The sequence below is a fragment of the Bacillus cereus group sp. Bc031 genome (assembly GCF_027716265.1).
Classification (GTDB): Bacteria; Bacillota; Bacilli; order Bacillales; family Bacillaceae_G; genus Bacillus_A; species Bacillus_A paranthracis.
Genome location: NZ_JAQFUL010000072.1, coordinates 1 through 25,251 on the forward strand (window position 1 = coordinate 1; position 25,251 = coordinate 25,251).

The following is a 25,251-nucleotide window of genomic DNA, read 5'->3' on the forward strand; positions in this document are numbered from 1 at the left end:
AGCTAGCTTTTTAGAAAGAATAACGTTTTTTGTCACTTGGGGGTAGTGAAAATTCTTAAGTTGATGGGCATGGGGTTGTCTCTAAATGAGTAACACAAATCAAAAAATTACTACGTTTTTAATGTTTGAAGGAAAAGCTGAGGAAGCAATGAATTTTTACACGTCGCTATTCGATCAATCAGAAATTGTAAATATCTCTCGTTACGATGAAAACGGACCTGGTAAAGAGGGTTCTGTCATTCATGCAACGTTTACGTTAAATGGCCAAGAATTCATGTGCATTGATAGTTATGTAAAGCATGGTTTTACATTTACACCATCTATGTCTCTTTATGTAACTTGTGAAACAGAAGAAGAAATTGAAACTGTCTTTCATAAGCTAGCGGAGGATGGATCGGTACTAATGCCTTTAGGTTCTTATCCATTTAGTAAAAAATTTGGTTGGTTAAATGATAAGTATGGTGTGTCTTGGCAGTTAACACTTGCGGAATAAATTGTAATTGATTTGTTTAATGGGTGTAGTTAAGAGGTTGAAAATTTAAATAACAAATAAAAAGGTGTTCCAACCGTCAACAAGTTTGGAATGCCTTTTTATTTGTTTAAATAAATTTATATTTTTCTATTTTGAATATTTTATTTTTCTAACTACTTTTTATCTGTTAATATAAATATAGAAAAATATGTATTAATTATTGGTTAGATTAATAGAAAAAAGCATAAATAGTAAATGATCTTACACTTAAAATGTAACAAGATAGCTAGGGGGAATAGTTATAATGGATACAACTCAACAAAACAGTAATGCATGGGATAAAAAGGTTGAAGAAGGTTCTAGATATACGCAACCTGTAAGTAGCGAGGTTATTGAAAGAAGTAAATCAGGTGAATGGGAAATCACAGTTACCACAGAAAAATCAGTTCCTAGAGATTGGTTTCCAAAATCATTAGATGGATTAAAGATACTTTGCTTAGCGTCAGGTGGAGGGCAACAAGCACCTGTTCTAGCTGCTGCTGGGGCGGATGTAACAGTTACTGATATATCCAAGAAGCAATTGGAACAAGATGAAAAGGTAGCAAAACGAGATGGTTTAACTTTAAAAACAGTTCAAGGAGATATGTCAGACCTTAGTGATTTTGAGGATGAATATTTTGATATTGTTGTAAATCCTGTTTCTAATTTATTTGTAAAAGATGTACATCTTGTATGGAATGAAGTTTCAAGGGTTTTAAAGAATAAAGGTATTCTCATTTCTGGATTTACAAATCCGTTACTATGGATTTTTGATGATAATCAAGAACAAAAAGGTATTCTTGATGTAAAACATTCAATCCCTTCATCGACATTGGATTATTTACCAGAGGATGAAGTTCAAGATTACATCGATTCAAATCAAACAATAGAATATGCGCATACACTGGAAGATCAAATCCAAGGCCAAATTGAAGCGGGTTTTATTATAACAGGTTTTTATGAGGATGATTTTGGTGGAACAAGGATATTAGATAAGCATATTAAAACATTTATTGCTACAAAAGCTATAAAGTTAAAGGTTGATTAAGAATTTTGACTTGTCACACGAGACGTTAGTCGAAGAAGGTTCTTAAAATAGTATATATAAAAGGAAAAGGGTGGAACTTTCCATCCTTTTCCTTTTATATAATTAGGTTATGCTTTTTATATTAAGAATTTTGTTGGCCGAATCTTTTCCCAAGTTTAGCTAGCAGTTCAGGCTGATCCCCTTGGCTCATTACAACTTCAACAAAGGTAAGTTGATCCTTATCATTACTTATTTTAGTTAAGACTTCTTGTAACTCTATTTCATTTTCCACTTTACATGTTAGGCTTTTTTCTTCTGTTCCGAATACGTTCGCTAGTTTTGTGTACTCCCACATTTGTATGTCATTATACGGTTCGTTTTGACCATGAATTGCACGTTCAACAGTATAACCATTGTTGTTAATTAAAAATATAATTGGGTTTAAATTTTGACGTAGTATAGTTGATAATTCTTGGACAGTTAATTGAAAAGAACCATCACCAATAATTAAAATGTTGCGCCGCGATAAATTAGCGAGCTGTGTACCAAGTAGAGCAGGTAACGTATAGCCGATCGATCCCCATAATGGTTGCGCTACATATGTAGTGTCGTTTGGTAAAGGGATAGCGGCACTATCAAAGAAAGGTGTTCCTTGCTCTGCAAGTAAGACGTCGTTTTCTTGTAAGAAATGGTACATTTGCTGCCAAAAGCGTTTTTGTGTAACCATTTGTAGCTTTGGATTAAACTTTTCAGTAATTAATATTGATTCTGAAATAAATGGCTTAATATCAAGCGTTTCTTCATTTCGATGTTCAATTACATCACTTAACTGTTGTAAAACATCTTTCATTACAACTGGCCCGTATTTTTTATCTGTAATTTTCACAGTGTAGGGATGTATTTCTATAACTTGTTCTTTTGTAAAACCTTGTGTGAAACCACCTGTAATAGTATCAGTTAACTTCACACCAATACTAATAATACAATCAGATTCATCAATTCTTTTTCGCAAGTATGGAGAACTTACATCACCAGTATAAATCCCTATAAATTGAGAGTGTTTTTCTGGGAATATTCCTTTTCCCATACTTAACGTTGCGATGGGAAACCCAGTTTTTTCTACGAATTGATATAAATATTCTTTAGCGTGAAATCGATCTACTTCAAAATCCGCTAAAATTACTGGTTTTTTGGCACTGTTTATTTTTGAAGTGGCATGTAGAAGCATTTTATCCAGCGCATCTTTATTACTTACAACTGGTTTATGTAAAATCGGTTCCGTAGGTTTATTAATTGGTTTATTATACACATCAATCGGTAATTGAATATGAACAGGGCGTTTCGCACTCCAACATGCACGTAACACACGGTCAATTTCTTCAGCGGCATGCTCAGGTGTTAATTTTGATTGTGCCACCGTGATTTCTCTATACATATTGGAAAAATGATCGAACTTTCCATCACCTAACGTATGATGAACGAGTGCTCCATTTTCCATTACTGTTGTTGGTGGTGTCCCCGTAATTTTTATAACAGGTACATTTTCTGCATATGATCCAGCAATACCGTTAATGGCGCTTAATTCTCCAACACCGAAAGTGGTAATAAGAGCAGCGATTCCTTTTATACGAGCATATCCATCTGCAGCATATGCCGCATTTAATTCATTACAATTGCCAATCCACTCTACATTTTCATGTGCTATTACATCATCTAAAAAAGCCAAATTATAATCACCAGGGACACCAAAAATATGTTCAATTCCTAGTTCGCTTAGTCGGTCTAATAAATAAGTACTAACAGTATATTGCGTTTTCAAGTGAATCATCTCCTCATTGTTTTGCTGTCTTGTAATAAACGAAAGTAGCTCTAGAGTATGGATTTAAAAATTCATTACGAGAATGTGGTATAATTTACATACAGGGGGAAAGTAGATGACACAACATAAAGAAGAACAGATGAATGAAGCATTAGCCTTATTTTACTTTGCATATAAAACATTTACTGAAAAGCCAGATGAAATTATAAAAGAGTATGGTATTCAAAGAGTACATCATCGAATTTTATTTTTTATCGCACGCTTTCCAGGGATAAGTGTAAATGAGTTATTATCACTACTAGAAATAAGTAAACAAGCTCTTCACGGACCATTACGACAACTTGTGGAAAAGGGCTTAATTGAGAGTAATGAAGCTACACATGATCGCCGTGTGAAACAGTTATCTTTAACAGAAAAAGGTACCGATTTAGAGAAAAAACTGAGCGATGTACAAAGGCAACAAATGAGTGCTATTTTTTCAAAATTTGGTGAATCGTGTGAAGAAAATTGGCATCAAGTTATGAATGAAATGGCACATAGCCGATCAGGTTTTGATGCTTGGATATCGAAAAGGGAAGTTGCAATCGATCAAAAATAAAAAGAAATATATCTGTTTTTATAGTTTGAAAAAGAACAAATTTTATCCATACATTTGGCAACTATGGAGCTATCATAGAGTGAATGGATAAAAAGATACATTACTAGATACTTTATACGTGTACGCAATGGAACAATAAAATTCACATTTCCGAGAGGGGAATTATAATGATAAAACTTGTACTTATTCGTCACGGACAGAGTTTATGGAATCTTGAAAATCGCTTTACTGGATGGACAGATGTAGATTTATCAGAGAATGGATTAAGTGAAGCGAGAGAAGCAGGAGCGATATTAAAGAAAAATGGATATACTTTTGATGTAGCTTATACATCTGTATTAAAACGAGCAATTCGGACGTTATGGATTGTACTTCATGAGATGGATCTTGCCTGGGTGCCAGTACATAAATGTTGGAAGCTAAATGAAAGACATTATGGTGCATTGCAAGGGTTGAATAAAGATGAAACCGCGCAAAAATATGGTGAGGAACAAGTTCATATTTGGAGAAGAAGTATTGATGTAAGACCACCTGCTCTTACTGAGGATGATCCCAGGTATGAAATGAATGATCCAAGATATAAAGCACTGAAAAAAGGTGAGTTTCCATTGACAGAATGTTTAGTGGATACGGAGAAAAGAGTACTTGATTATTGGCATTCAGAAATTGCGCCGAAATTAAAGAATGGTAACAAAGTAATCATTTCATCACATGGTAACACAATTCGCTCGCTAGTAAAATATTTAGATAATCTTTCAAGCGATGGTGTCGTTTCATTAAATATTCCAACAAGCATACCACTCGTGTATGAATTAGACGATGATTTACGTCCAATTCGTCATTATTACTTAAGTATGGATGGAGAAGTACCTGAAGGGGAAATTCCGAAACATATTTCTTTTTAACATGAAAATTTGAAACACATGCTTGTCTACATATACAATGTAGATTCAAGATAAAAGACGTGGTACCTTCTAATGTATATGCGATGTAACTAAATTTAGAAGCTTGTCCACGTCTTTTGTCATAAAGAGAGTTGCTTGTGCATGTAATGATATCGTGAGTAGTTTTTGAATGGAGGGTGATGTCATTGGTGATCTCTAACATTCGAATCGGCTTATTTATTTTAGCAATCGTTTTTCTAGTACTTGTTTTCTTTTATTGGAAAAACGAAGAGTTGTACGAGGAGAAGAAGCAACGTATTAGAAAGACTTGGTATGGGTTGTTTATAATATCAGTCACCGTGTATTTCATGATAAAAGGAATTGATTTAACCCTCTGGAAAAATCTTTTAATATTCACTGCAATGGTTATTTTCGTTGATATTGCATTTATTTTAACACCTAATATTTCAGAAATATGGGGAGCGAAATTTAGCGATATCGGCAAGACGGTTCAATCGATAAAACGGTCATTAATTGCTTCTAAAGCAAGGGGAGAAATATACACAACAATCATTCAAAATGTCAATCCAGCAGTGTTCGGTACGATGGAATGGCATACGGAGGAAGAATACACAAAAAGCTTAAACGCATTTTTAGATTCGTATGGGGAAAAGATTGGAGCAAAAATTGTTGTATTTGAAGCGGCAAAGGAATTAAATACAAACTTTCGTGGTATCCGTTCTCAATTTAGTACTATGATTCCGTTAGAGTACATTGAGCAATTGAATGAGCAGAGAGCAGTACAAGTAGAAAATGTCGGAATTATACCAGCAAAAATAGTGAGTGATGTTTTCATTGTTATTGACGGGAAGAAAAATAACCTGCAAGATCGAGATTTTGAAAATGTATATAATTTAACAATACATCATAGTTATTTTAGTAAATAAGGACAGAAATTTTTTCTGTCCTTTTCACTTATACATAAAGGTAAAGCGAATTTAGACAAACTTGTATAAAATCGGACAATCATTCCTACACTAGCACGTAGAGGTGATTGTAGTGATAAAAAATAATGACAATGATTTTTTTAAAGAAGATAATGAAGATACAACAGATTTCTCGTTAATAAAAGGGGATACATTACAGCAAGTAGAAGATTTAGAAGATGAATTAAAAAGAAAATGATACGTGTGCACGCTGTCTACATTTGCTATATAATATAAATAAAAGATTGTATCTTTTTTGAAAAGGGGGAGAAGAGATGGCTGAAATTAGTGTAAAAAAGTCTTCATTTTTTAAAGAGAAAAAAGAAGAACCAAATACAGATTTCTCTCTTGTGAAAGGTGCATTGACGGAAAATATAAATCGGTTAGAGAAATTAATGAATAATGGTACTTCAAAATATATGAGAGCAAAAAAAGAGAAAGAAAATGCATAGTGCATTTTCTTTCTCTTTTTATATGCAATTTAAATGTTTAACAAGCAGATATTAAAGTATGAAATAGAAAGTGAAAATAATGAATCATGGTATAATGATAAAAGACTTACATATTATTTTGTTATTTTGAGAGGAGCTTAAAAATGTATTCTACTTTAGAACAATTAACAAAGCACCCTGTGTTTTATCATTTTGCAGAAATTTCAAAGATTCCTAGAGGATCAGGTAATGAAAAGGAAATTAGTGATTTTTTAGTTGGCTTTGCGAAAGAGCGTAATTTAGAAGTGATTCAAGATGAGGCATTAAATGTCATTATTAAAAAAGAAGCGACTGCTGGTTATGAAAATGTACCAGCTATTATTATTCAAGGGCATATGGATATGGTTTGTGAAAAAAACCAAGCAACCGTACATGATTTTGAAAAAGATCCAATTGAATTAAGAATTATCGGGGACATGTTATATGCAAATCAAACGACTTTAGGAGCTGATAATGGTATTGCAGTTGCATATGCATTAGCTTTATTAGATTCAAAAGACATTCCACATCCAGCACTAGAAGTAGTTATTACCACTGAAGAAGAAACGACAATGGGCGGAGCTTTCGCTGTTGATTCAAATCATTTTGAAGGAAAGATTTTTATTAATATTGATTCTGAAGAAGATCATAAATTGCTTGTAAGTAGCGCAGGTGGTGCAAAAGCTGTTGAAACGATTCCAGTAATTTGGGATGAAGCACCAGCGAATATGGATACATACCGTCTATATGTCGGTGGTTTAAAAGGCGGACATTCTGGTATGGAAATTGATAAACAACGCGGTAATGCGAACAAAGTATTAGCAAGAGTATTACATGATTTATCAGTAAATATTAAATTTGATATAAGTGAAGTTCACGGTGGATTAAAAACGAATGCAATTCCGCGTGAAAGTGTAGCTACAATCGTATTACGTACAGAAGATGTAGAGAAAGTAGAAGAAAAACTAGAATCATGGACACGAGTATTACAAGAAGAAATGCGTGCTGTTGATCCAGATGTTCATGTTACACTTACAAAATTAGATGAGAAAGTAGAAAAAGTATTTGCTAAAGAAACACAAAAGCAACTTATTTCATCATTATTCTTAATTCCGAACGGCATTCAAAGTATGAGCATGGATATTAAAGGTCTAGTAGAAAGCTCAACAAATTTAGGTGTTATTGAAACGTTGCAAGATGAAATTAAATTACGTAACGAAGTGAGAAGTTCTGTAAGTAGTTTAAAACAACATATTACAGATGAGATTAAATTTATTGCCGAATTAGTTGGCGCAACATTTGAAATAGAGTCAGAGTATCCAGAATGGCCATACAATCCGAATTCAAAAATTCGTAATTTATTTGAAAAAGTACATCAAGAAAAATACAATAAAGATGTTGAAATCTTCGCTGTACACGCTGGGATTGAATGTAGTGTATTCGTTCAAAAGATGCCTGAATTAGATGCGATTTCATTCGGTCCAGATATATTCAACGTCCATACTCCAGATGAACATATTAGTATTTCTTCTGTTGTGAATAACTGGGGATTCTTCGTTGATGTAATGAAGGGTACGAAAGAATTAGCTAAGTAATAATGATGAAATGAAAAATAGCCTATAAAATTTTATAGGCTATTTTTTGTATAGAGTTTTATTAGAAATTCGTTTTTATGTAAGTATTTAATTTTTGATTTTATTTCTAAAAGAGATTGTACCAAAGATTGCTCCGGATATCGCTCCGATTAAAGTCGTGAAAATTGCACTCCATGCTGCAAATGACATTATTACACCTCCAAATAATAAATTATTGTTTCTTATTCCTTTTAATAGAAATGATAATTGCAACAACTGCTAAGAAAATAAGAGGAGACCAAGAGAAGGAAGACATATAGCATTATCCCTTCGATATTTATATAAAATAATTATCGCATATTTATAAATTGAACATGTGGAATATGTAATATTGCATATTGAATGGTAGAACTTAAAGAAGTGGAAACAGTTATTGAGTAAAAATGATAATTTATAAAGAAAGTAAGGATTTTTTCTAATTTTAAAAAGGACAAACAACCAAAATCTCCTCTATCTTATATAAGGTAGAGGAGATTTTAAAATGGTTTTTGTTTAAGAAAATAGTATCCAATATTTAGTTGCTGGTGAGATGAACGTAAATTATTTTGAGATTTTAAAGCTGCCTCCATAATAATAATTTTCTCCAAGTTTCATAACGGCTACATATGTTCCCGGATTATAAGCCTTAGTAATAGGCGTTACAAATCTACCATAATTATGTTTTAAACCCGAGTCATAAATGGTTTTATATCTATGCAAGTTTATTTCATCATTTTCATTTCCACTCAATTGATATATTTTTACAATACCGGTATCCTTACCACCAGTATATATAGTAACATCGAATGTATCTCCATGCTTTAAGTCACCAACTGCTAACTCTTCTATAAAGTCTGCATTATGATGTAATAAAAAATAGTTTTGCCACCGCCAAGTATCTAAAAATCGTGATTCTTTTTGTGTAGGTTGCGATTCAGCAGACGCAGGTGGGAGTGTACCAATTGTATTCGAAAATAAAAATCCTCCAACAGTCAATGCACCAATAATTGTTGCTTGCCTTAAAAGTTTCATCCTCTAAACCTCCTATTTACTTAAGGATTCAGAAATCGTTTTTATGAAAAACTAGCTGTGAAATCTAATGGATGATAGTATCTTCTATAATTATATTAACATTTATTGATTTATCAGACAAATTGATAAATAATAAAACTATATCGAGGGAGTTAAGGCTAATATAAGAAATAAGTTAGTTGTATAGCTAAAATATCTTTATTGTATATAATTGGGGTTTTTTATTTAAAAGCTCGATTGTTTTAATGTTGAAATTTCAATTCAAACTTTAAGGTTTAGTACATAATTTTACAATTTGACTTATGTAATTTATAACGTTATGATTTTTTTATTATAAAAGAAAGGCTTGAATATAATGATTCGTCGTTTGAGAAAGCTAAAAAATGTAGCAGTTGTAGTAAGCTTCTAAGTAAATTGCAGAAATCTACACTACTTAGAAGCGAGGAATAAAGTTATGAAGCATCCATTATTTAATCATTGGTCGGAAACAAAGTATATAAAAGATATAGTAACAAATCCACTCATTGAAGTAGGAGAGTACTCCTATTATTCAGGTTATTATGGTCATCAAAATTTTGAAGATGGCTGTGTAAGGTATTTGTGGGGGATGCTAAGTCCCGAGCACTTTTCAATCCAATTGAACAGATGGGATGGCATCTTGATAAACTCATTATTGGGAATTATGTTTGTATTGCCAGCGGAGTAGTCATTTTAATGGGTGGTAATCACAATCATCACTCAGAATGGATTACAGTATATCCATTCGTTGAGAAAATTGAACATTCATATGAACCGAAGGGCGATACAATTATAAAAAGTGATGCCTGGATTGGAATGAATGCTATTATTATGCCTGGCGTTACAATCGGTGAAGGTGCAATCGTTGCAGCAGGATCTGTTGTAAGTAAAAATGTTCCGCCATATACAATAGTCGGTGGAAATCCTGCTAAGGAAATAAAGAAACGATTCACTGATGCTGAAATAAATATGCTAATGGAAATGCGTTGGTTTGATTGGGATAGAGAATTAGTTGAGAAGGCAATGTCTATATTATCTAGTTCATCTATTAAATTATTATATGATTTTTATAACAAAGAAGTAAAACCTAGATAGATCTGTTAGGAAAACTACGTCCGATATAGGATTTAGTTTTTTGTAGTAAAAAATTAATAGTTTTGATTATGAAAAGTTTATCCCACAGTAATGGATATCCTGATAGGTAAGGGCTAATAATCAGTTGGGAAGGAATGCAACCTCGAGTGATTAAAGTTTCACTTTATATTTGGTATGAGTATAGTAAGTAGGTTTTCATGTTTTGTTCATGTGAAATATTTTTATCTATTTATCCTTTTCTATTTTAAAAATCTCCTATGGAATTTAATTGAAATCGAAAACCATTTAGAAATAACAAATACGTTGTGAGCTATTGTATAGTATAGATATGGTTCATAATAAAGGGGGAATACATATGTGGCAGCGATTTGTAGCGATTGGTGATAGTTTTACAGAGGGGATAGGGGATGAAGTTGAGGGAATCGCATTAAAAAGCTGGGTAGATCATTTTGTTCAACTGTGTGTAAACGATATAGAATATGCCAATTTTGCAAAGCGCGGGTTAGTAACGAAAGAAATTCGCTCACAGCAATTGGAAAAAGCATTAGCTTTTAAACCAGATTTGGTTAGTCTAATTGTGGGTGCAAACGATGTATTAAAAGGACGTTGGAATCTTCAAACATATAAGAACGATATGGAATTTATGATAGATAAATTAAGTAAAACAGGTGCCGATATTATGATAGCAAATCTTCCAGATTTTACAGTAAGGCTTCCTCTTGCTTCTGAAAAAAAACGAGTAATAAAAGAACAATTATTAGAGGCAAATGATGTTATACGTTCACTGAGTAGAGAGTATAAGCTTCATCATGTTGACTTTTGGAGTCATCCGTTAGTTAATGACAATACGCTTTGGTCTACAGATTTCATTCATCCAAATTCAAAAGGGTATGTAAAAGTTGCTGAATTGATTTTTAATAGTTTGCCTGTACATGACTCTTCTAAATAAGTTTTAGAATGAGCTAAACCCTTGTCGCAAACAGCGCAGGGGTTTTTTGAAACGAAAAGAAGTATATAGGGTGCCTATAAATTATACTTTAAGTAATTCTTTTTATTATTTATATTTTTGATATTTTCTGTTGCAGAACCCTTAGTATAAGGGTTCTTTTTTTTATCAAATATATACAAAAAAGGTAGAATTGGAGAACCCGAACTAAGAGATATTTTAAATGAAATTGTTAAAACAATACTCATAATAAAGTTCATTAATTATATCCGCTTCTACTGCTTGTATGAGCTTAAAAACTTCTCTCTTCTAATCCAACTTAACCATAAATTAAATTTTTAGTGTAGATGTGGAACAATTTCATTACTTACATTGTCAATTAAGCGTTAAAACATTTTTCATTTTATATATAAAGAAAGAAAAAAACATTTTTAACTAAGGGAGAAGATTGAATTGAAAAAATTATGGATGCTGCTTTTTATTTGTTTTGCAGTTATTTTAGTAGGATGTAATAAAAACGAATCGCCAAAACAAGCATTTGAAGAATATATAAATTTATGGAATGATAGAAAATTTGCAAATATGTATGATGATTTATCAGAACATGCTCAAAAAACAATTTCTAAAAAGGAATTCACAGAGAAATACCAAAAAATTTATGAAGGTATTGGCGTTAAGAATTTAAAAGTTAAAACGAAAGGAGAGAATGCTAAAGATAAAGAAATTTTTCTTTTTGAAGTTAAGATGGATACGGATGGAGGACCAGCTTCATTTATCCATGAAGCAAAACTCGTGAAAGAAAAGGAATCTTGGAAAATAGATTGGACACCAGATTTCATTTTTCCAGGTATGAAAAAAGATTACAAAGTACGTATGCAAACAGAACAAGGAAAATGCGGGGAAATATACGATCGAAATGGGAAAGGTCTAGCAACGAATGGTAAAGCGACTGAGGTTGGAATTATTCCAGAGAAACTAGGCGAAACGGCGGCGCAAACAAAAGAAATAGTAGCACAGTTACTGGACATGTCTATAGAAGAGGTCGATCAGAAGCTTACAGCGAAATGGATAAAACCAAATTCCTTTGTACCAATAGGCATTTTAAAAGAAGGAACTAGACAGAATGATTATATTCAATTAGAAGGAGTTTCATCTCGCCCAGTCAATATTCGGACGTATCCATTAGGAGAAGCAGCGGCACACTTAACAGGATATATAGGAAAGGTGAATGCAGAGGAGTTAAAATCGCTTCAAAAAAGAGGTTATCAAGCTGATGATTTCATAGGTAAGACAGGTCTAGAAAAAGTACTGGAGAATAAATTACGTGGTGAAAAGGGTGGACGCGTATTTATAGAAGATGAGAATGGGAAAGAGATGAAAAACGTAGCAAAAAAAAGAAGCGAAGACAGGGGAAAATGTTACGTTAACAATTGATGCTGCAATTCAAGAAAAAATCTTTAATGAGATGAGAAATGAAGCAGGATCTAGTGCAGCGATCAATCCTAAAACGGGTGAAACAATCGCACTTGTAAGTAGCCCTGCTTATAATCCAAATATAATAGTTAGAGGAACCTCAAAAGCCCAAAGAGAAGCGTGGACTAACGACGCGAAACTACCAATGATGAATCGCTTCACACAAGCATTTGTATCAGGTTCCGTATTTAAAACGATTACAGGTGCAATTGGTTTGGAAACAAACGCAATAAATCCTAAGGAAGAATTTAAAATTCAAGGGTTAAAGTGGACAAAAGATTCATCTTGGGGAAATTATTATGTAACACGTGTGAAGGATACAAATCCAATTGATTTTGACAAGGCAATGAAGTACTCTGATAATATTTATTTTGCTCAACAAGCTTTGAAAATAGGAAAAACTCAGTATGTAAATGAACTGAAGAAATATGGTTTTCATGAAAAGTTACCAATTGAATATGAATTTCCTATTTCAATTATTGCAAGGGATGGGATAAAAAATGATATTCAACTAGCAGACACGGGATACGGACAAGGACAAGTATTAATGACACCACTTCATTTAGCATTAACATATGCACCGATTGTGAATGAAGGGAATATTCCGTCACCCCATCTTTTAAAAGAAGAAAAAGTAGCGGGGAATTGGAAAGAAAATGTGATTTCTAAAAAGAATCAAGAGATATTAAAGAGTGCATTAATCAAAGTCATTAATGAACCTGATGGCGCAGGGAGAATTGCAAAGGTTGATGGTGTAACGCTTGCTGGTAAAACAGGTACAGCAGAACTGAAAGAGTCGAAAGAAGCAGACGGAAAAGAACTTGGATGGTTCGCAGCTTTCGATGCAAATGCGCCAGACATGATTGTTACCATGATGATTGAAGATGTAAAAGGAAGAGGAGGAAGTAACGTTCCAGGTGAAAAAGTAAAACATGTTTTTCAGAAATAATACTTAATTATAAAGTAAATTCTTTTACTACATTCATTGTTTGCTTAACTCAAATGTATAAATTGAGAAAAAAATGAAGAATTAAGTTTCGAAAAAGCATTCTTCCTAATTGAGAATGCTTTTTCTATTTTGTTGTAGTTCTAGGGAGTTAATGCCTCATTATATTCATTATATTCATTGTTTAAATCAAATTCTATCGTTTTAAATGTGATATTATGGAACTTGTCATTTAAGAGAATATATTGGTGATTATTTAAGATTTCTACTATTGAAAAAAATAATCAATGGAACAAATGAAACTTGTATCTTGTCTATATATTGAAACCATAATAAAAGTGAGGGTAGTTTTACATTTATTCAAATAAGTTTGAGGTGCGGAAATGGAACAGACGTTTATTGAAAAGTGTAATCATGATGAGCTGGACGATGTTATAAAAGACTATTGGCAAGATGTATGGAATTATTCATTTATTATTACGAAAGATCCACACTTATCAGATGATATTACGCAAGATGTATTTATAAAGGTATTTAAAAATTGGAATTCATTTCGAAAGGAGTCATCTATTAAAACGTGGATATTAAAAATCACAAGAAATACGGCAATAAACTATTTGAAATCATCTTATTTTAAAAGAATATCTTTAATAGGTTTTTTTAGTGACGATAAGCAATCCCAGTCGGCAGAACAAGAATTTTTTAAGCAAGAAGAAATGAATGATGTGTGGAAAGTTGTATTAAAGCTACCTAAAAAGCACCGTGAAATAATCATATTGGATGCAAAATATGAATTATCTTATGAAGAAATGGCTGAAACGTTAGGAGTATCCATTGGAACTGTAAAATCTAGATTAAGTAGAGCAAGAAGTAAGGTTTCAAAATTAATAGGGGGGGTAGTAGTGATGAACAATAAACAAAATCCTGACTGGTATAGAAAATTAAAAAAAGGCCCAAGGGAACACCGTAAAAACGAAGAAGAATATATTTATAAAATAAAGCAATCTATATATGAAAGTAATGAGGGAGGCTCTCTAAAACAAACAAGAAGATTTCGTAAAAAAGCATTGCCAATTGTTGTGGTTTTAGCTTGTACATTTTTATTTTTTATTGTTCAACAACCTTGGCTTGATAATAATAAATCACCGGTACAAAGTAGTACACAAATTAAGCCTAAAACAAAAGATGAGTCTGCTCAAGATCCAACATTAAAACAATTCATGAATGAGTTATATCAAAGTACAAATGTAAAAAATAAAAATGAATTGTATAAAGCGTTAAAAGATGAAGTTCAATTTAAAGGGAAGAGTTATAAGAAGGATGAATTGAAGTTTGATGAAGATATTTTTCATGAGTTGCAAGTCGCACTTACAATGGGGGGAGAATTTTCAAATGATACAAAATATGTATATAAAGTACCAAGTGGATTGACAGAAAGTAACCAACCAAAGCAACCTCATTTTATATATGCAACTGTTACTGGAAATAAAACGAAAATTTTAGCTGAACCAAAGCGAGAATCACAAGTTTTATATGAAGTATCTAATGAAATGGTAAAAGCTTGGATTCCAGAAAAAGCGCAGAAGGATGAATATATAAAAATATCGACAATTAACGGTAATACTGGATATGTACAAAAAGAGTATGTTTTAACTGACATTAAATACTCATTTATGTTTGAAAAGAATAATGAAGGTGAATGGAAAATAATAAATATAGATTCTATTTGGTAAAAAAGGAAGGTTCACTTTAATGAACCTTCCTTTTTGTTTTTATTCTCTTTTTGAAGAGTATTCCAGGACTCTAAAATTTCTGATGTAACGAGAGCAGCAATGTTTTTTTCTGAATTACTTCCAGGAATAACGACAGAAACTGCAATCTGTGGATCTTCGGTAGGAGCATATGCAATGAATAGAGAATGATTTATCATTCTTGCTTGCTCATTCGGAAAACCTGTAATACCTGTTTTACCAGCGACGTCAAAGGGCAACTTTTTAATCTCCTCTATATTTTGACTCATTCCACCTTGTACGACACTCCAAAAGTTCATTGGGTAACGATTTGAACTTTCTAAAATTGGTTTAAACTTTTTTGTTTCTTTACCATCTTGACCAATAATAGCACTTGCCATTTGTGGTTTATATTTATCACCTTTACTTGCTAAAGTTGCTGCATATTGAGCGAGTTGAAGAGGAGTATGCACTTCTTTTCCGCCCCATGAGGCATTTAATAAAGCGGAGATTCCATTTTCAAACTTATTAGAAGGATGGAATTCATACTGACCGTCTTCTTCAAAGGGTAAATCAATCCCGGTTTTAGAACGTAGGCCGAATTGTATTAAATAATCTGTCCATATATGTGCCACTTTTTCTATATTGCCATTATGTTGGTTAAATAATGGAAGAGCTACTTTTGCTGTCATAAATGTGTTAGATGAATTAATGATAGCCTGCCTCGGTGTAATCTCACCTGTTGGTGTTCCGGGTGCATTTGTAATGTTATTTTGATTATCATACTCAAAAGTACCGTTATCTAAATACGTATCTTCAGGTTGAAAAAGTTTTTCGTTTAATCCAATTAAAATAGTAAGTGGCTTTATAGTAGAGGCCATATTTACATAAGATTCACCATACTTTAATTTTTGAATTGCTTTATTTTGCGAAAGTGATTTTAAGTTATCTATTTTAGTTGATACATGAGTATGTAATATATTTGGATCAAAAACTGCTGAGTTGGCCATAGTTAAAATTGCGCCAGTTTTTGCATCACTCACTACAGCATAACCAGCTTTAGCATCAGGTAATTTCTTAATTTGCGATCGTAATGCTTCCTCTGATTTTTGTTGCAATTTAGAATTTAAAGCTAGCCTGATATCCTTACCTTTTTGTACTTTTTGAATGTTCCATAAGAACTCTTTGTTATTCATTTTAAAAATAAGAGTTTTACCCGGTTTTCCTTTTAAATCATCTTCATATTGCAACTCAATCCCACTTTTTCCAACTGGCATATGCTTTGAATTAAGGTTATTTTCTACATACCCAATTACCTGTGAACCAATTTCATGTTTAGGATAATATCGAATCCATTCATCTTTAATTATTACATTATTCGGTTTGTTTTTGTTTATGAATGCAAGTTCATTCTCAGCTATATCAGAGTATAACGGTATACCATGCATAGTCTGTTTTTTACAAGATTGTTGTAATTGAGATTTTATGCTCTCTGAAGAAATATCATGTTGAAACTTACTTGAAAATTGATCGAAAAAAGCTAATGTATTTGATGTATCTTGTTTCGATAACTTTTCATCATTAGAAGTACAATATAGAGACTTAACTTTCTTATTTGTAGCTAGTATTACACCATTTTGATCAAAGATTTTTCCTCTTTCGGCTGAAGAAGTTGCGATAGTAACTGAAATGAAGTTGATTTTAAATAAAATTAGTAAAATCAAACCTACAATAGAAAGAACCGCAAAAAATCACCATTTTTTTATTTTTGTATGTAACATAAAATCCTCCCTTTTGTAGCCTACTTCATCTTATAGTTAATTATTTTTTTTGTAAATGTGGAACAACTTTATTATTTAGATTGTCTATTAAGTACTACAGCATGAAGAAAGGAATAATCAGTATGAAAAGTTACTAGCCAGCCTATGTGTAAATATATTATGAGTCACATTGCAAGCGACAAAAAACTAGAGAAAAAAAAGGAAGGGAGATTTATCAATTACGCGGCTATACCAAAAGAAATTGATACTTACAAGGATTTAGAAAAAAAGATAAGACATTATTTATAACCGAATAATGGTTTGTAATATATAGGGAACGTTTAAGTATTAGTGAGAAGTTCCAGAAGAATTATATGGAGGATTTATGAAAGAACAAAAAGGAAAGAAGCAGAAGACATATATATCTATTCGATTAAATATCATGTTCCTTTGCATATTTTTACTATTCTCAGCTATTATTATGCAGCTAGGAAAAGTACAAATCGTTGAGGGAGAGGCTTATAAGAATCAAGTGGAAAACAGTCAAAATGCAACAACTAGCATTCCAGATCCGCGTGGACAGATTTTAGATCGAGAAGGGAAAACGGTCGTTAATAATAAGTCTCTTCGTACAATTACGTATACTAGGGTGAAGGGGATTACGAGTGACGATATTTTAAAAACAGCAAAAGACTTGGCGAAAGTACTTGAAATGTCTGAACAAGATATTAATAAATTAACTGATATCGATAAAAAAGATTTTTGGATGCAGTTGAATACGAAACGTGCGGATACAAAGATTGCTAAAAAAGATATAGAAAAGTTTAAAGAAGAGGGAATAGAGGGAAAAGAGTTAGATAAAAAAATAGAAGATTTAAGACGAAGTCGCGTTACAGAAGTAGAATTGGGTGAGTTAACAGAACAAGATTTAAAGGTGTTAGCTATTAAAAGTAACATGAGTTCAGGTTATCAACTAACACCACAAATTATTAAAAAAGATGTAACAGATGAGGAGTATGCGCGGATAAGTGAAAATCTTGCGGATTTTCCAGGAGTAGATGCAACGGTTGATTGGGAACGTAATTATGTAAATGGTAATTTGTTTCGTTCCGTATTAGGTAATATTACGAGTAGTGAAGAAGGTCTGCCGAAAGAAAACTTAGATTCTTATTTGGTACGTGGATATAACCGTAATGATCGTGTCGGAAAAAGTTATATTGAACAACGATATGAAGATGTATTACATGGTACAAAAGAAGAAGTGAAAAACATAACTGATAAATCAGGAAACATTATAAATACAGAAGTAATCGCTAAAGGAAAAAGTGGTAAAAGTTTAACATTAACGATTGATATGGAATTACAAAAGAAAGTGGAAGAAAGTATAGAGAAAAACTTGAGAGCTTTTAAGAGTTCTGAGCCGCTACTCGATCGAGCTTTTGTCGTCATGACGAATCCAAATAACGGACAGATTTTATCTATGGCAGGCAAAAAGATTGTAGAAAAAGAAGGGGAAACAGAGATTGAGGATTTGGCATTAGGCAATATGACAACTTCGTATGAGCTAGGTTCTGCTGTAAAAGGTGCTACTTTATTAACTGGATATGAGACAGGAGCAATACATCCAGGAGATCAATTTTATGATGCACCGATGAAATTTAAAGGTACACAAGCTAAGAAATCGTGGAATGTATCTGGATTTGGTAATATTAATGATTTACGAGCTTTACAAGTATCTTCGAATGTATACATGTTCCAGACAGCTTTAAAAATTGCGGGAGTTAATTACGTACCAAATGGCTCATTGGATATTAAACAAGGAGCATTTGATACGATGCGCTATTATTTCAAGCAATTTGGTTTAGGCGTCCCAACAGGTATCGATTTACCGAATGAAATAATTGGACAAACTAGAAAAGTAGATAGTCAACCTGGGTTTTTACTAGACTTTTCCATCGGTCAGTATGATACGTATACGCCGTTGCAATTGGCACAATATATTTCAACGATTGCTAATGGTGGATATAGAATGCAACCTCAAATTGTACAAGAAATACGAGAACAATCAATAAAAGACGAGGTTGGTAAAGTTATACGCTCTATAGAGCCTGTCGTATTAAATCGGATTGATATGAAGACAGAATATATTGATCAAATAAAAGAAGGGTTTAGATGGGGATTCCAAGAAGGGGATGGAACTGGCGTAAAGCATTTCAAAAATGCTCCATATAAACCAGCAGGAAAGACAGGGACAGCCCAAACTGTGTATGGTGGAGATGATCCAATAGGTAGAAATGCAAAAGGAGAACGTATGGAATGTTACAACTTAACGTTAGTTGGATATGCTCCATATGATAATCCAGAAGTAGCATTCTCAGTAGTAGTTCCGTGGCTTCATAATGATAAAAGTGGAATTAATTCTATAATTGGAAAGGAAGTTTTAGATGCATATTTTGATTTAAAACAGCAACGTATACATGGTGAGGGTGCTAGTACAGATAGTCCTAATCAAAATTAGTGAAATTTGATTACTTTTCTCAGGGGAAGAGACCCTATTTTATATAAAGCATTTATAAGTAAAAAGATGAGGTGTGAAATAAGGGGTAGCGTCGATCATAGTTGCTACTCTTTATTTTGTTAATAACACCGATATTAGTTATAAAATTTTTTAGATTATGGAACAAATGTATTTTGGTGATTGTCTATTATATGTAAGTAAAAAAAGTGTTAAGAATTTGAAAGGAATGATGATTTTGAAAAACAAGAGGCTGCTAAAAATAGGAATATGCGTTGGTATATTAGGTTTAAGTATTACAAGCCTAGAAGCTTTTACAGGAGGACCATTGCAAGTTGAAGCGAAAGAAAAGAAAGGGAAAATAAAACATAAAAACCAGGCGACGCATAAAGAGTTCTCTCAACTTGAGAAAAAATATGATGCTCGATTAGGTGTATATGCAATTGATACTGGTACAAATCAAACAATCGCTTATCGACCTAACGAAAGGTTTGCCTTTGCATCAACTTACAAGGCTTTAGCGGCAGGGGTATTACTGCAACAGAACTCTACTAAGAAATTAGATGAAGTTATTACTTATACGAAAGAAGACTTAGTGGATTATTCACCTGTTACAGAGAAACATGTAGATACTGGAATGACACTAGGAGAAATTGCGGAGGCTGCTGTTCGTTATAGTGATAATACTGCAGGGAACATTTTATTTCATAAAATAGGCGGACCGAAAGGATATGAAAAAGCGCTTAGAAAGATGGGGGATCGGGTTACTATGTCTGATCGCTTTGAAACAGAGTTAAACGAGGCTATTCCAGGAGACATTCGTGATACTAGTACAGCAAAAGCAATTGCTAGGAATCTTAAAGATTTTACGGTCGGAAATGCGCTTCCGCATCAAAAGCGTAACATTCTTACAGATTGGATGAAAGGGAATGCTACAGGAGACAAACTTATTCGGGCAGGCGTGCCAACTGATTGGGTAGTTGCAGATAAATCAGGAGCTGGAAGTTACGGGACAAGAAATGATATTGCTATCGTTTGGCCACCAAATAGATCACCTATTATCATCGCAATTTTATCTAGTAAAGATGAGAAAGAGGCTACCTATGATAATCAACTAATTAAAGAGGCGGCTGAAGTTGTAATCGATGCTATTAAATAATAATCTCTTAGTTATTTCAGTTCTTTACCATATGTTATTGGATGTATAAAATTAGAAAACGATTCTTTTTCGTATGAAAAGAATCGTTTTTGTGTTTTTATTATTAAGAGGATAAAGGTAAAATAAATATATATGACGTATCCGATGTGAAATTTCATGTACTGTACTATATTCAATAAAAATCAAAAATGTATCATATAATTCTGTTAACATAAAATAAGTGTTTTATAAAAATAAAAGGAGAGAATATGAAGAGAAATATTAATAGAATCATATTGTTTATTGGCATATTAGTAGCTTTTATTACTTTTTTATATTTACAGAACAATTTAATAGGTATAACTGAGGTTAAAATAACCTCTAGTAAAATACCCTCCTCTTTTAAAGGGTATAAAATTCTACAAATTTCAGACTTACACAATAAACAATTTGGCAATAAGCAAGGTGTATTAATTCAAAAAATTGAAAGCATAGACCCAGATATTATTGCGATTACGGGTGATTTAATTGACAGTAAATCATACGATGCAGAAGTTAGTATGCAATTAATACGAGAAATTGTAAAGAAGTATCCTGTATATTTTGTGACAGGAAACCATGAACAATGGTCTGGAAAGTATAACCGTTTAGAAAAAGAGTTGAAGAAATATGATGTCAATGTTTTAAGGAATGAACATGTAGGCATTCGAAAGGGTGAGCAAGAAATAAACTTGCTAGGTATTGATGATCCGGAGTTTGTAACTGGAAACCGTGATGAAGGAAATATTGTAAAAGATGCAATTTTAAAAGCGAAATTTGAAATGCCTCCAAATACATTTGATGTATTATTATCCCATAGGCCTGAATTTTTGACAGAATACGCTGATGAGCAACTAGATTTAGTATTATCGGGTCATGCTCATGGAGGGCAAGTTAGATTGCCATTTATTGGCGGGTTAGTTGCTCCGAATCAAGGGGTATTCCCTACATATACAGCTGGTTTATATGAAGATCAAAATACGTCTATGGTAGTAAGTAGAGGATTAGGTAATAGTATCATTCCGCAAAGGATTTTGAATAGGCCAGAACTTGTAGTCGTGCAGCTAAATTAAGCTGTACGATTTTTTTTATACAAAAATGAGTAAAGGGGCTTTCTGTATTTTGCAGGAGTAAACATTACAATTTTGTTAAAAATTTTCTACGTTACATAAAGTAACAAAATTTGACCCTCAGTGTTTGTTATAGTGTAAATAATCAAAAAACTTAAAATTTGTCGAGTGAAAAGTGTGATAAGTAATTCATGTAAAAAACTTAAAGGGGTGTACACATGCATAAAGAATACGAAATTGAAGAGTATACGGCGATTGAGGAACAAATACATTATTATTGTAAATGTTTATTAGTAACTCATCCTGATCAAATTATAAAGTATTTAGAAAAAAGATTAGAAAAATATGCAGAAACATTACAATATGCACATTTATATCCCGACACAGTTATATTACCGTTACAGCAATTAGTTATCGAATATTCTTTAGATGTTGCTAGAATTAGGAAGTATATGAATTTAAAAACGTAAAGTAAAATTTATAGTTTAAATGAAACAGAGTCGACTTTAGGAAATAAAATTCTAATGTCGACTCTGTTTCATTGTTTAATGTCGTCGAGTGAAAATACATACTAATCAATGAAGTTTGACATATAATTACGCAAGAGTAAAATAAAAGTGAGTACTCACTCATTTTAGAGAAGGGGGAAGAATACGTGAAGCAGCCTGCCATTATTTTACGGACTGTATCAAAAAGTTTTGGGAAAAAAGAAGTTTTACACAATCTTTCATTACAAGTTGAAAAAGCAGAGATATTTGGTTTAGTTGGGCCTTCAGGTTCTGGGAAAACGACTCTTATTAAATTGATTGCAGGTATTAACGAAGCAACGGAAGGTGAAGTGCTTGTTTACAACACGAACATGCCTAATTTAAATGAAATGAAAAGAATTGGTTATATGGCTCAAGCTGATGCATTATACGAAGAACTATCAGCATATGAAAATGCAGATTTTATGGCAACGATGTACGGATTAAAGGGAAAGCATAAAAAAGAAAGAATTGAAGAAGTTTTTGACCTTGTACAATTATCACAACATATGAAAAAGCAAGTGCAGCATTTTTCAGGCGGGATGAAGAAGCGTTTATCATTAGCAATAGCACTCCTTCATGAACCAGAAATATTAATTTTAGATGAGCCAACAGTGGGGATAGATCCGCTTCTTAGAAAAACAATCTGGGCAAAATTTTATGATTTGAAAAAGAAAGGCACAACGATAATTGTAACGACACACATTATGGACGAAGCTGAATTTTGTGAACGCCTAGGGTTAATTAGAGAAGGAAAGCTAGTTGCGACTGGTACAACTGAAGAATTGAAAAAGCGGGTATCATCAGGAAGGATTGAAGATGTCTTTTTGTTGGAAGAGGTGGCTGAATCATGAGAGTTACCGGTGTAATCATTCGTATTATTCGCCAATTTTTTCGAGATAAACGTTCGTTAGCGATGATGTTTGGGGCACCTATGTTATTACTTTGGTTATTGTCACTAGTGTTTACACAAAAGGACTATGTACCGCATATTGCTGTTGTTGATATGCCCGCTCAGTTAGTAAAAGTGATGAAAAATCAAGAAGCGTCAATTTATGAATATAATACAGAAAAGGCAATGTCTGAGCTGGAAAATCAAAAGGTAGATGCAGTCATTCGTTTAGAAAATGGAAAAATGAATATTGTATTAGAAGGTAGCGATTCGTCAAAAAATCGTGCTGTACTTCAAATATTACAAAAAAGTACAGAGAAGAACGATATATCGATTATGAAACCTGAAGTGAATTATTTACATGGCTCTAAAAACTTTACAATGTTTGATGGACTTGGTCCTGTATTAATCGGTTTCTTTACCTTTTTCTTTGTATTCATTTTATCAGGGGTATCTTTCGTAAGAGAACGTTTAAGTGGTACTTTAGAAAGGTTATTATCAACTCCAATTAAAAGATGGGAAATAGTTGGAGGATATATTATTGGTTTTGGGATCTTTGCATTTATACAATCCATTATTATCGTAAGTTTTTCAGTTTACATTTTAGACTTGTATGTAGCTGGCTCCATATGGCTAACGCTACTTATTACATGTATGCTTTCTTTAACGGCATTAACTTTAGGGACGTTTTTATCGGCATACGCAAATAATGAATTTCAAATGATCCAGTTTATACCGCTTGTCATTGTGCCACAAATTTTCTTTTCGGGTTTGTTTCCAATTGAATCGATGAATAAGTGGCTTCAAATGTTAGGGAAATTATTTCCACTCACATATGGCGCTAACGCAATGAGACAGGTGATGATTCGAAATCAAGGATTTACAGAGATTGCATTAGATCTTACCGTATTATTACTTTTTTCAATATTATTTGCAATAGGGAATGTATTTGCATTAAAGAAACATCGAAAAATATAATGATGATACAAAGGGGCATTATAGATGAAGAAAGATTGGCTGGAAGAATTGATTGCCGCAACTAACACGGATAAACGAAATGAACGTCAAATGCGTATATTAGAGGCGGCTGTTGATATGTTTGGAGAAAAAGGATACGCTTCAACTTCAACAAGTGAAATTGCAAAGCGTGCTGGTGTAGCGGAAGGAACAATCTTCCGCTACTATAAAACGAAAAAAGATTTATTATTAGCAGTCGTCATGCCGACATTAACAAAGTTTGCTGCACCATTTTTCGTACAAGCCTTCGCAAAGGAAATATTTAAATCGGAGTATGAATCGTATGAAGGGCTTCTAAGAGTTATTATTCATAATAGATTTGAATTTGCAAAAAAGCATTTTCCAATGATAAAAATATTAATTCAAGAAGTGCCATTTCAGCCAGAACTGAAAAATGAAATACAACAATTAGTAGAAACAGAGTTGCTTTGCCATTTTAAAAAGTTAATTGCAAAGTTTCAAGTAGAAGGGGAGATTATTGAAATGCCCCCATCTTCTGTTTTACGACTTACTTTATCAGCTGTATTAGGTTTATTATTAACACGGTTTTTATTATTGCCTGAAGAAAAATGGGATGATGAAACTGAAATTGAAAATACGATTCAGTTTATATTGTACGGATTAACGCCACGAAATTAATCGTCGAAGTATGAATTACATATGTTACATTTAAGTAAAATAATAAATCGCCTTTAAAAAGGCGATTTATATTTGTTATATTTTTGATAAATAAGTACTTGTTTACTAAAAACATTCTAAATTAACGTACTTCTTTGTCTCTTCTTCTAAGACCTAATAATCATGCTAGTCCTAATAAACCGAGCCAAGCCCAATTATTATTTCTATCACGATTATCATTTAAATCATTTGTTGTATTTACATTTCGAGTTCTTACATCATTATTAACTCTGTCTAAGTTATTGTCATTCACTCGAGTTGAAATGTCAGTGTTATTAACTCTATTCATATTAGTTCCATCGTATTCAGCATGGGCAGATGTACCTAAAAACATAATAGAAAGTGCTAAAACACTTACAATAGATGATAATTTCTTCTTCATAACGATCCCTCCTCGTATATTATATTTAAGCTGTTATTTCAGCTTTAAATTCCCTTAATAAGAGACCCGTAAATTAATACTTGGA

At 32.6% G+C, this 25,251-nt stretch carries 21 protein-coding genes and 3 pseudogenes; 20 read left to right on the top strand and 4 right to left on the bottom strand.

The window, feature by feature from the left end; all coding sequences use genetic code 11:
• The first annotated feature begins 85 nt into the window (after nucleotides 1-85).
• Together PDQ33_RS22020 and PDQ33_RS22025 are read left to right on the top strand one after the other, a co-directional pair.
• Nucleotides 86-493: a VOC family protein gene (locus tag PDQ33_RS22020; RefSeq protein WP_000072475.1), complete on the top strand. Its 408-nt coding sequence runs from the start codon at nucleotides 86-88 to the stop codon at nucleotides 491-493.
• Nucleotides 494-776: 283 nt separating this feature from the next.
• Complete coding sequence (locus PDQ33_RS22025) at nucleotides 777-1,559, top strand: class I SAM-dependent methyltransferase (protein WP_000381793.1); 783 nt, start codon at nucleotides 777-779, stop codon at nucleotides 1,557-1,559.
• Between the two features lie 121 nt (nucleotides 1,560-1,680).
• Here the strand turns inward: PDQ33_RS22025 and PDQ33_RS22030 are convergent, their stop codons facing one another.
• Complete coding sequence (locus tag PDQ33_RS22030) at nucleotides 1,681-3,366, bottom strand: alpha-keto acid decarboxylase family protein (protein ID WP_270756603.1); 1,686 nt, start codon at nucleotides 3,364-3,366, stop codon at nucleotides 1,681-1,683.
• Nucleotides 3,367-3,472: 106 nt separating this feature from the next.
• Between PDQ33_RS22030 and PDQ33_RS22035 the strand changes: the two genes are divergently transcribed.
• The 6 genes from PDQ33_RS22035 to pepD all read left to right on the top strand — a co-directional run bounded on the left by PDQ33_RS22035 (nucleotide 3,473) and on the right by pepD (nucleotide 7,890).
• The gene (locus tag PDQ33_RS22035) at nucleotides 3,473-3,955 is read left to right on the top strand and encodes a MarR family winged helix-turn-helix transcriptional regulator (protein ID WP_061130516.1); all 483 of its coding nucleotides are present in this window, start codon (nucleotides 3,473-3,475) and stop codon (nucleotides 3,953-3,955) included.
• A gap of 167 nt (nucleotides 3,956-4,122) precedes the next feature.
• Nucleotides 4,123-4,860 (top strand): 2,3-diphosphoglycerate-dependent phosphoglycerate mutase, encoded by a 738-nt coding sequence (gpmA, locus tag PDQ33_RS22040; RefSeq protein ID WP_061130515.1) that lies wholly within the window; start codon nucleotides 4,123-4,125, stop codon nucleotides 4,858-4,860.
• Nucleotides 4,861-5,048: 188 nt separating this feature from the next.
• Complete coding sequence (locus PDQ33_RS22045; RefSeq protein WP_270756610.1) at nucleotides 5,049-5,786, top strand: type II toxin-antitoxin system SpoIISA family toxin; 738 nt, start codon at nucleotides 5,049-5,051, stop codon at nucleotides 5,784-5,786.
• A gap of 112 nt (nucleotides 5,787-5,898) precedes the next feature.
• The gene (locus PDQ33_RS22050; protein ID WP_000594606.1) at nucleotides 5,899-6,024 is read left to right on the top strand and encodes a hypothetical protein; all 126 of its coding nucleotides are present in this window, start codon (nucleotides 5,899-5,901) and stop codon (nucleotides 6,022-6,024) included.
• A gap of 76 nt (nucleotides 6,025-6,100) precedes the next feature.
• On the top strand, nucleotides 6,101-6,277 hold the full coding sequence (gene spoIISB, locus PDQ33_RS22055) for a stage II sporulation protein SB (protein ID WP_000808045.1): 177 nt from the start codon (nucleotides 6,101-6,103) through the stop codon (nucleotides 6,275-6,277).
• 143 nt (nucleotides 6,278-6,420) lie between these two features.
• Complete coding sequence (gene pepD, locus PDQ33_RS22060) at nucleotides 6,421-7,890, top strand: beta-Ala-His dipeptidase (protein ID WP_270756605.1); 1,470 nt, start codon at nucleotides 6,421-6,423, stop codon at nucleotides 7,888-7,890.
• A 579-nt stretch (nucleotides 7,891-8,469) separates the two neighbouring features.
• On the opposite strand, the gene PDQ33_RS22065 is transcribed toward pepD, so the two are convergent.
• Nucleotides 8,470-8,940 carry a DUF5065 family protein gene (locus PDQ33_RS22065; RefSeq protein ID WP_029438359.1) on the bottom strand — a complete coding sequence of 157 codons (471 nt, stop codon included), beginning with the start codon at nucleotides 8,938-8,940 and terminating at the stop codon, nucleotides 8,470-8,472.
• Nucleotides 8,941-9,394: 454 nt separating this feature from the next.
• Between PDQ33_RS22065 and PDQ33_RS22070 the strand changes: the two are divergent.
• The 5 genes and pseudogenes from PDQ33_RS22070 to PDQ33_RS22090 all read left to right on the top strand — a co-directional run bounded on the left by PDQ33_RS22070 (nucleotide 9,395) and on the right by PDQ33_RS22090 (nucleotide 15,151).
• Nucleotides 9,395-10,053 (top strand): annotated as a pseudogene (locus PDQ33_RS22070) (CatB-related O-acetyltransferase).
• Between the two features lie 328 nt (nucleotides 10,054-10,381).
• Nucleotides 10,382-11,002, top strand: a complete 621-nt coding sequence (locus PDQ33_RS22075; RefSeq protein ID WP_139303590.1) for an SGNH/GDSL hydrolase family protein — start codon at nucleotides 10,382-10,384, stop codon at nucleotides 11,000-11,002.
• A 450-nt stretch (nucleotides 11,003-11,452) separates the two neighbouring features.
• Nucleotides 11,453-13,421 (top strand): annotated as a pseudogene (locus PDQ33_RS22080) (penicillin-binding transpeptidase domain-containing protein).
• Nucleotides 13,422-13,801: 380 nt separating this feature from the next.
• Nucleotides 13,802-14,334, top strand: a pseudogene (locus PDQ33_RS22085) (RNA polymerase sigma factor).
• The gene (locus PDQ33_RS22090) at nucleotides 14,324-15,151 is read left to right on the top strand and encodes a hypothetical protein (RefSeq protein WP_061130509.1); all 828 of its coding nucleotides are present in this window, start codon (nucleotides 14,324-14,326) and stop codon (nucleotides 15,149-15,151) included. The pseudogene PDQ33_RS22085 and the gene PDQ33_RS22090 overlap by 11 nt, the downstream one beginning before the upstream one ends.
• 11 nt (nucleotides 15,152-15,162) lie before the next feature.
• Here the strand turns inward: PDQ33_RS22090 and PDQ33_RS22095 are convergent, their stop codons facing one another.
• Nucleotides 15,163-16,881 (bottom strand): peptidoglycan D,D-transpeptidase FtsI family protein, encoded by a 1,719-nt coding sequence (locus PDQ33_RS22095; RefSeq protein WP_270787883.1) that lies wholly within the window; start codon nucleotides 16,879-16,881, stop codon nucleotides 15,163-15,165.
• 412 nt (nucleotides 16,882-17,293) lie between these two features.
• On the opposite strand from PDQ33_RS22095, the gene PDQ33_RS22100 reads away from it, so the two are divergent.
• From PDQ33_RS22100 to PDQ33_RS22130, 7 genes are all read left to right on the top strand, one after another.
• Nucleotides 17,294-19,426, top strand: a complete 2,133-nt coding sequence (locus PDQ33_RS22100; protein ID WP_270756607.1) for a peptidoglycan D,D-transpeptidase FtsI family protein — start codon at nucleotides 17,294-17,296, stop codon at nucleotides 19,424-19,426.
• Between the two features lie 229 nt (nucleotides 19,427-19,655).
• Nucleotides 19,656-20,582, top strand: coding sequence for a class A beta-lactamase Bla1 (bla, locus tag PDQ33_RS22105; protein WP_061130519.1), 927 nt, complete (start codon nucleotides 19,656-19,658; stop codon nucleotides 20,580-20,582).
• A 248-nt stretch (nucleotides 20,583-20,830) separates the two neighbouring features.
• Nucleotides 20,831-21,673: a metallophosphoesterase gene (locus PDQ33_RS22110; protein WP_270756609.1), complete on the top strand. Its 843-nt coding sequence runs from the start codon at nucleotides 20,831-20,833 to the stop codon at nucleotides 21,671-21,673.
• Nucleotides 21,674-21,888: 215 nt separating this feature from the next.
• Complete coding sequence (locus tag PDQ33_RS22115) at nucleotides 21,889-22,140, top strand: hypothetical protein (protein WP_000548624.1); 252 nt, start codon at nucleotides 21,889-21,891, stop codon at nucleotides 22,138-22,140.
• A gap of 185 nt (nucleotides 22,141-22,325) precedes the next feature.
• Nucleotides 22,326-23,051 (top strand): ABC transporter ATP-binding protein, encoded by a 726-nt coding sequence (locus tag PDQ33_RS22120; protein ID WP_000812700.1) that lies wholly within the window; start codon nucleotides 22,326-22,328, stop codon nucleotides 23,049-23,051.
• Nucleotides 23,048-24,067: an ABC transporter permease gene (locus PDQ33_RS22125; RefSeq protein ID WP_061130506.1), complete on the top strand. Its 1,020-nt coding sequence runs from the start codon at nucleotides 23,048-23,050 to the stop codon at nucleotides 24,065-24,067. The genes PDQ33_RS22120 and PDQ33_RS22125 overlap by 4 nt, the downstream gene beginning before the upstream one ends.
• Nucleotides 24,068-24,091: 24 nt before the next feature.
• Nucleotides 24,092-24,745 (top strand): TetR/AcrR family transcriptional regulator, encoded by a 654-nt coding sequence (locus tag PDQ33_RS22130; RefSeq protein WP_000711171.1) that lies wholly within the window; start codon nucleotides 24,092-24,094, stop codon nucleotides 24,743-24,745.
• Nucleotides 24,746-24,905: 160 nt separating this feature from the next.
• Here PDQ33_RS22130 and PDQ33_RS22135 read toward each other — a convergent pair whose 3' ends face one another.
• Nucleotides 24,906-25,166, bottom strand: a complete 261-nt coding sequence (locus PDQ33_RS22135) for a WGxxGxxG family protein (protein WP_061130505.1) — start codon at nucleotides 25,164-25,166, stop codon at nucleotides 24,906-24,908.
• Nucleotides 25,167-25,251: the final 85 nt, after the last annotated feature.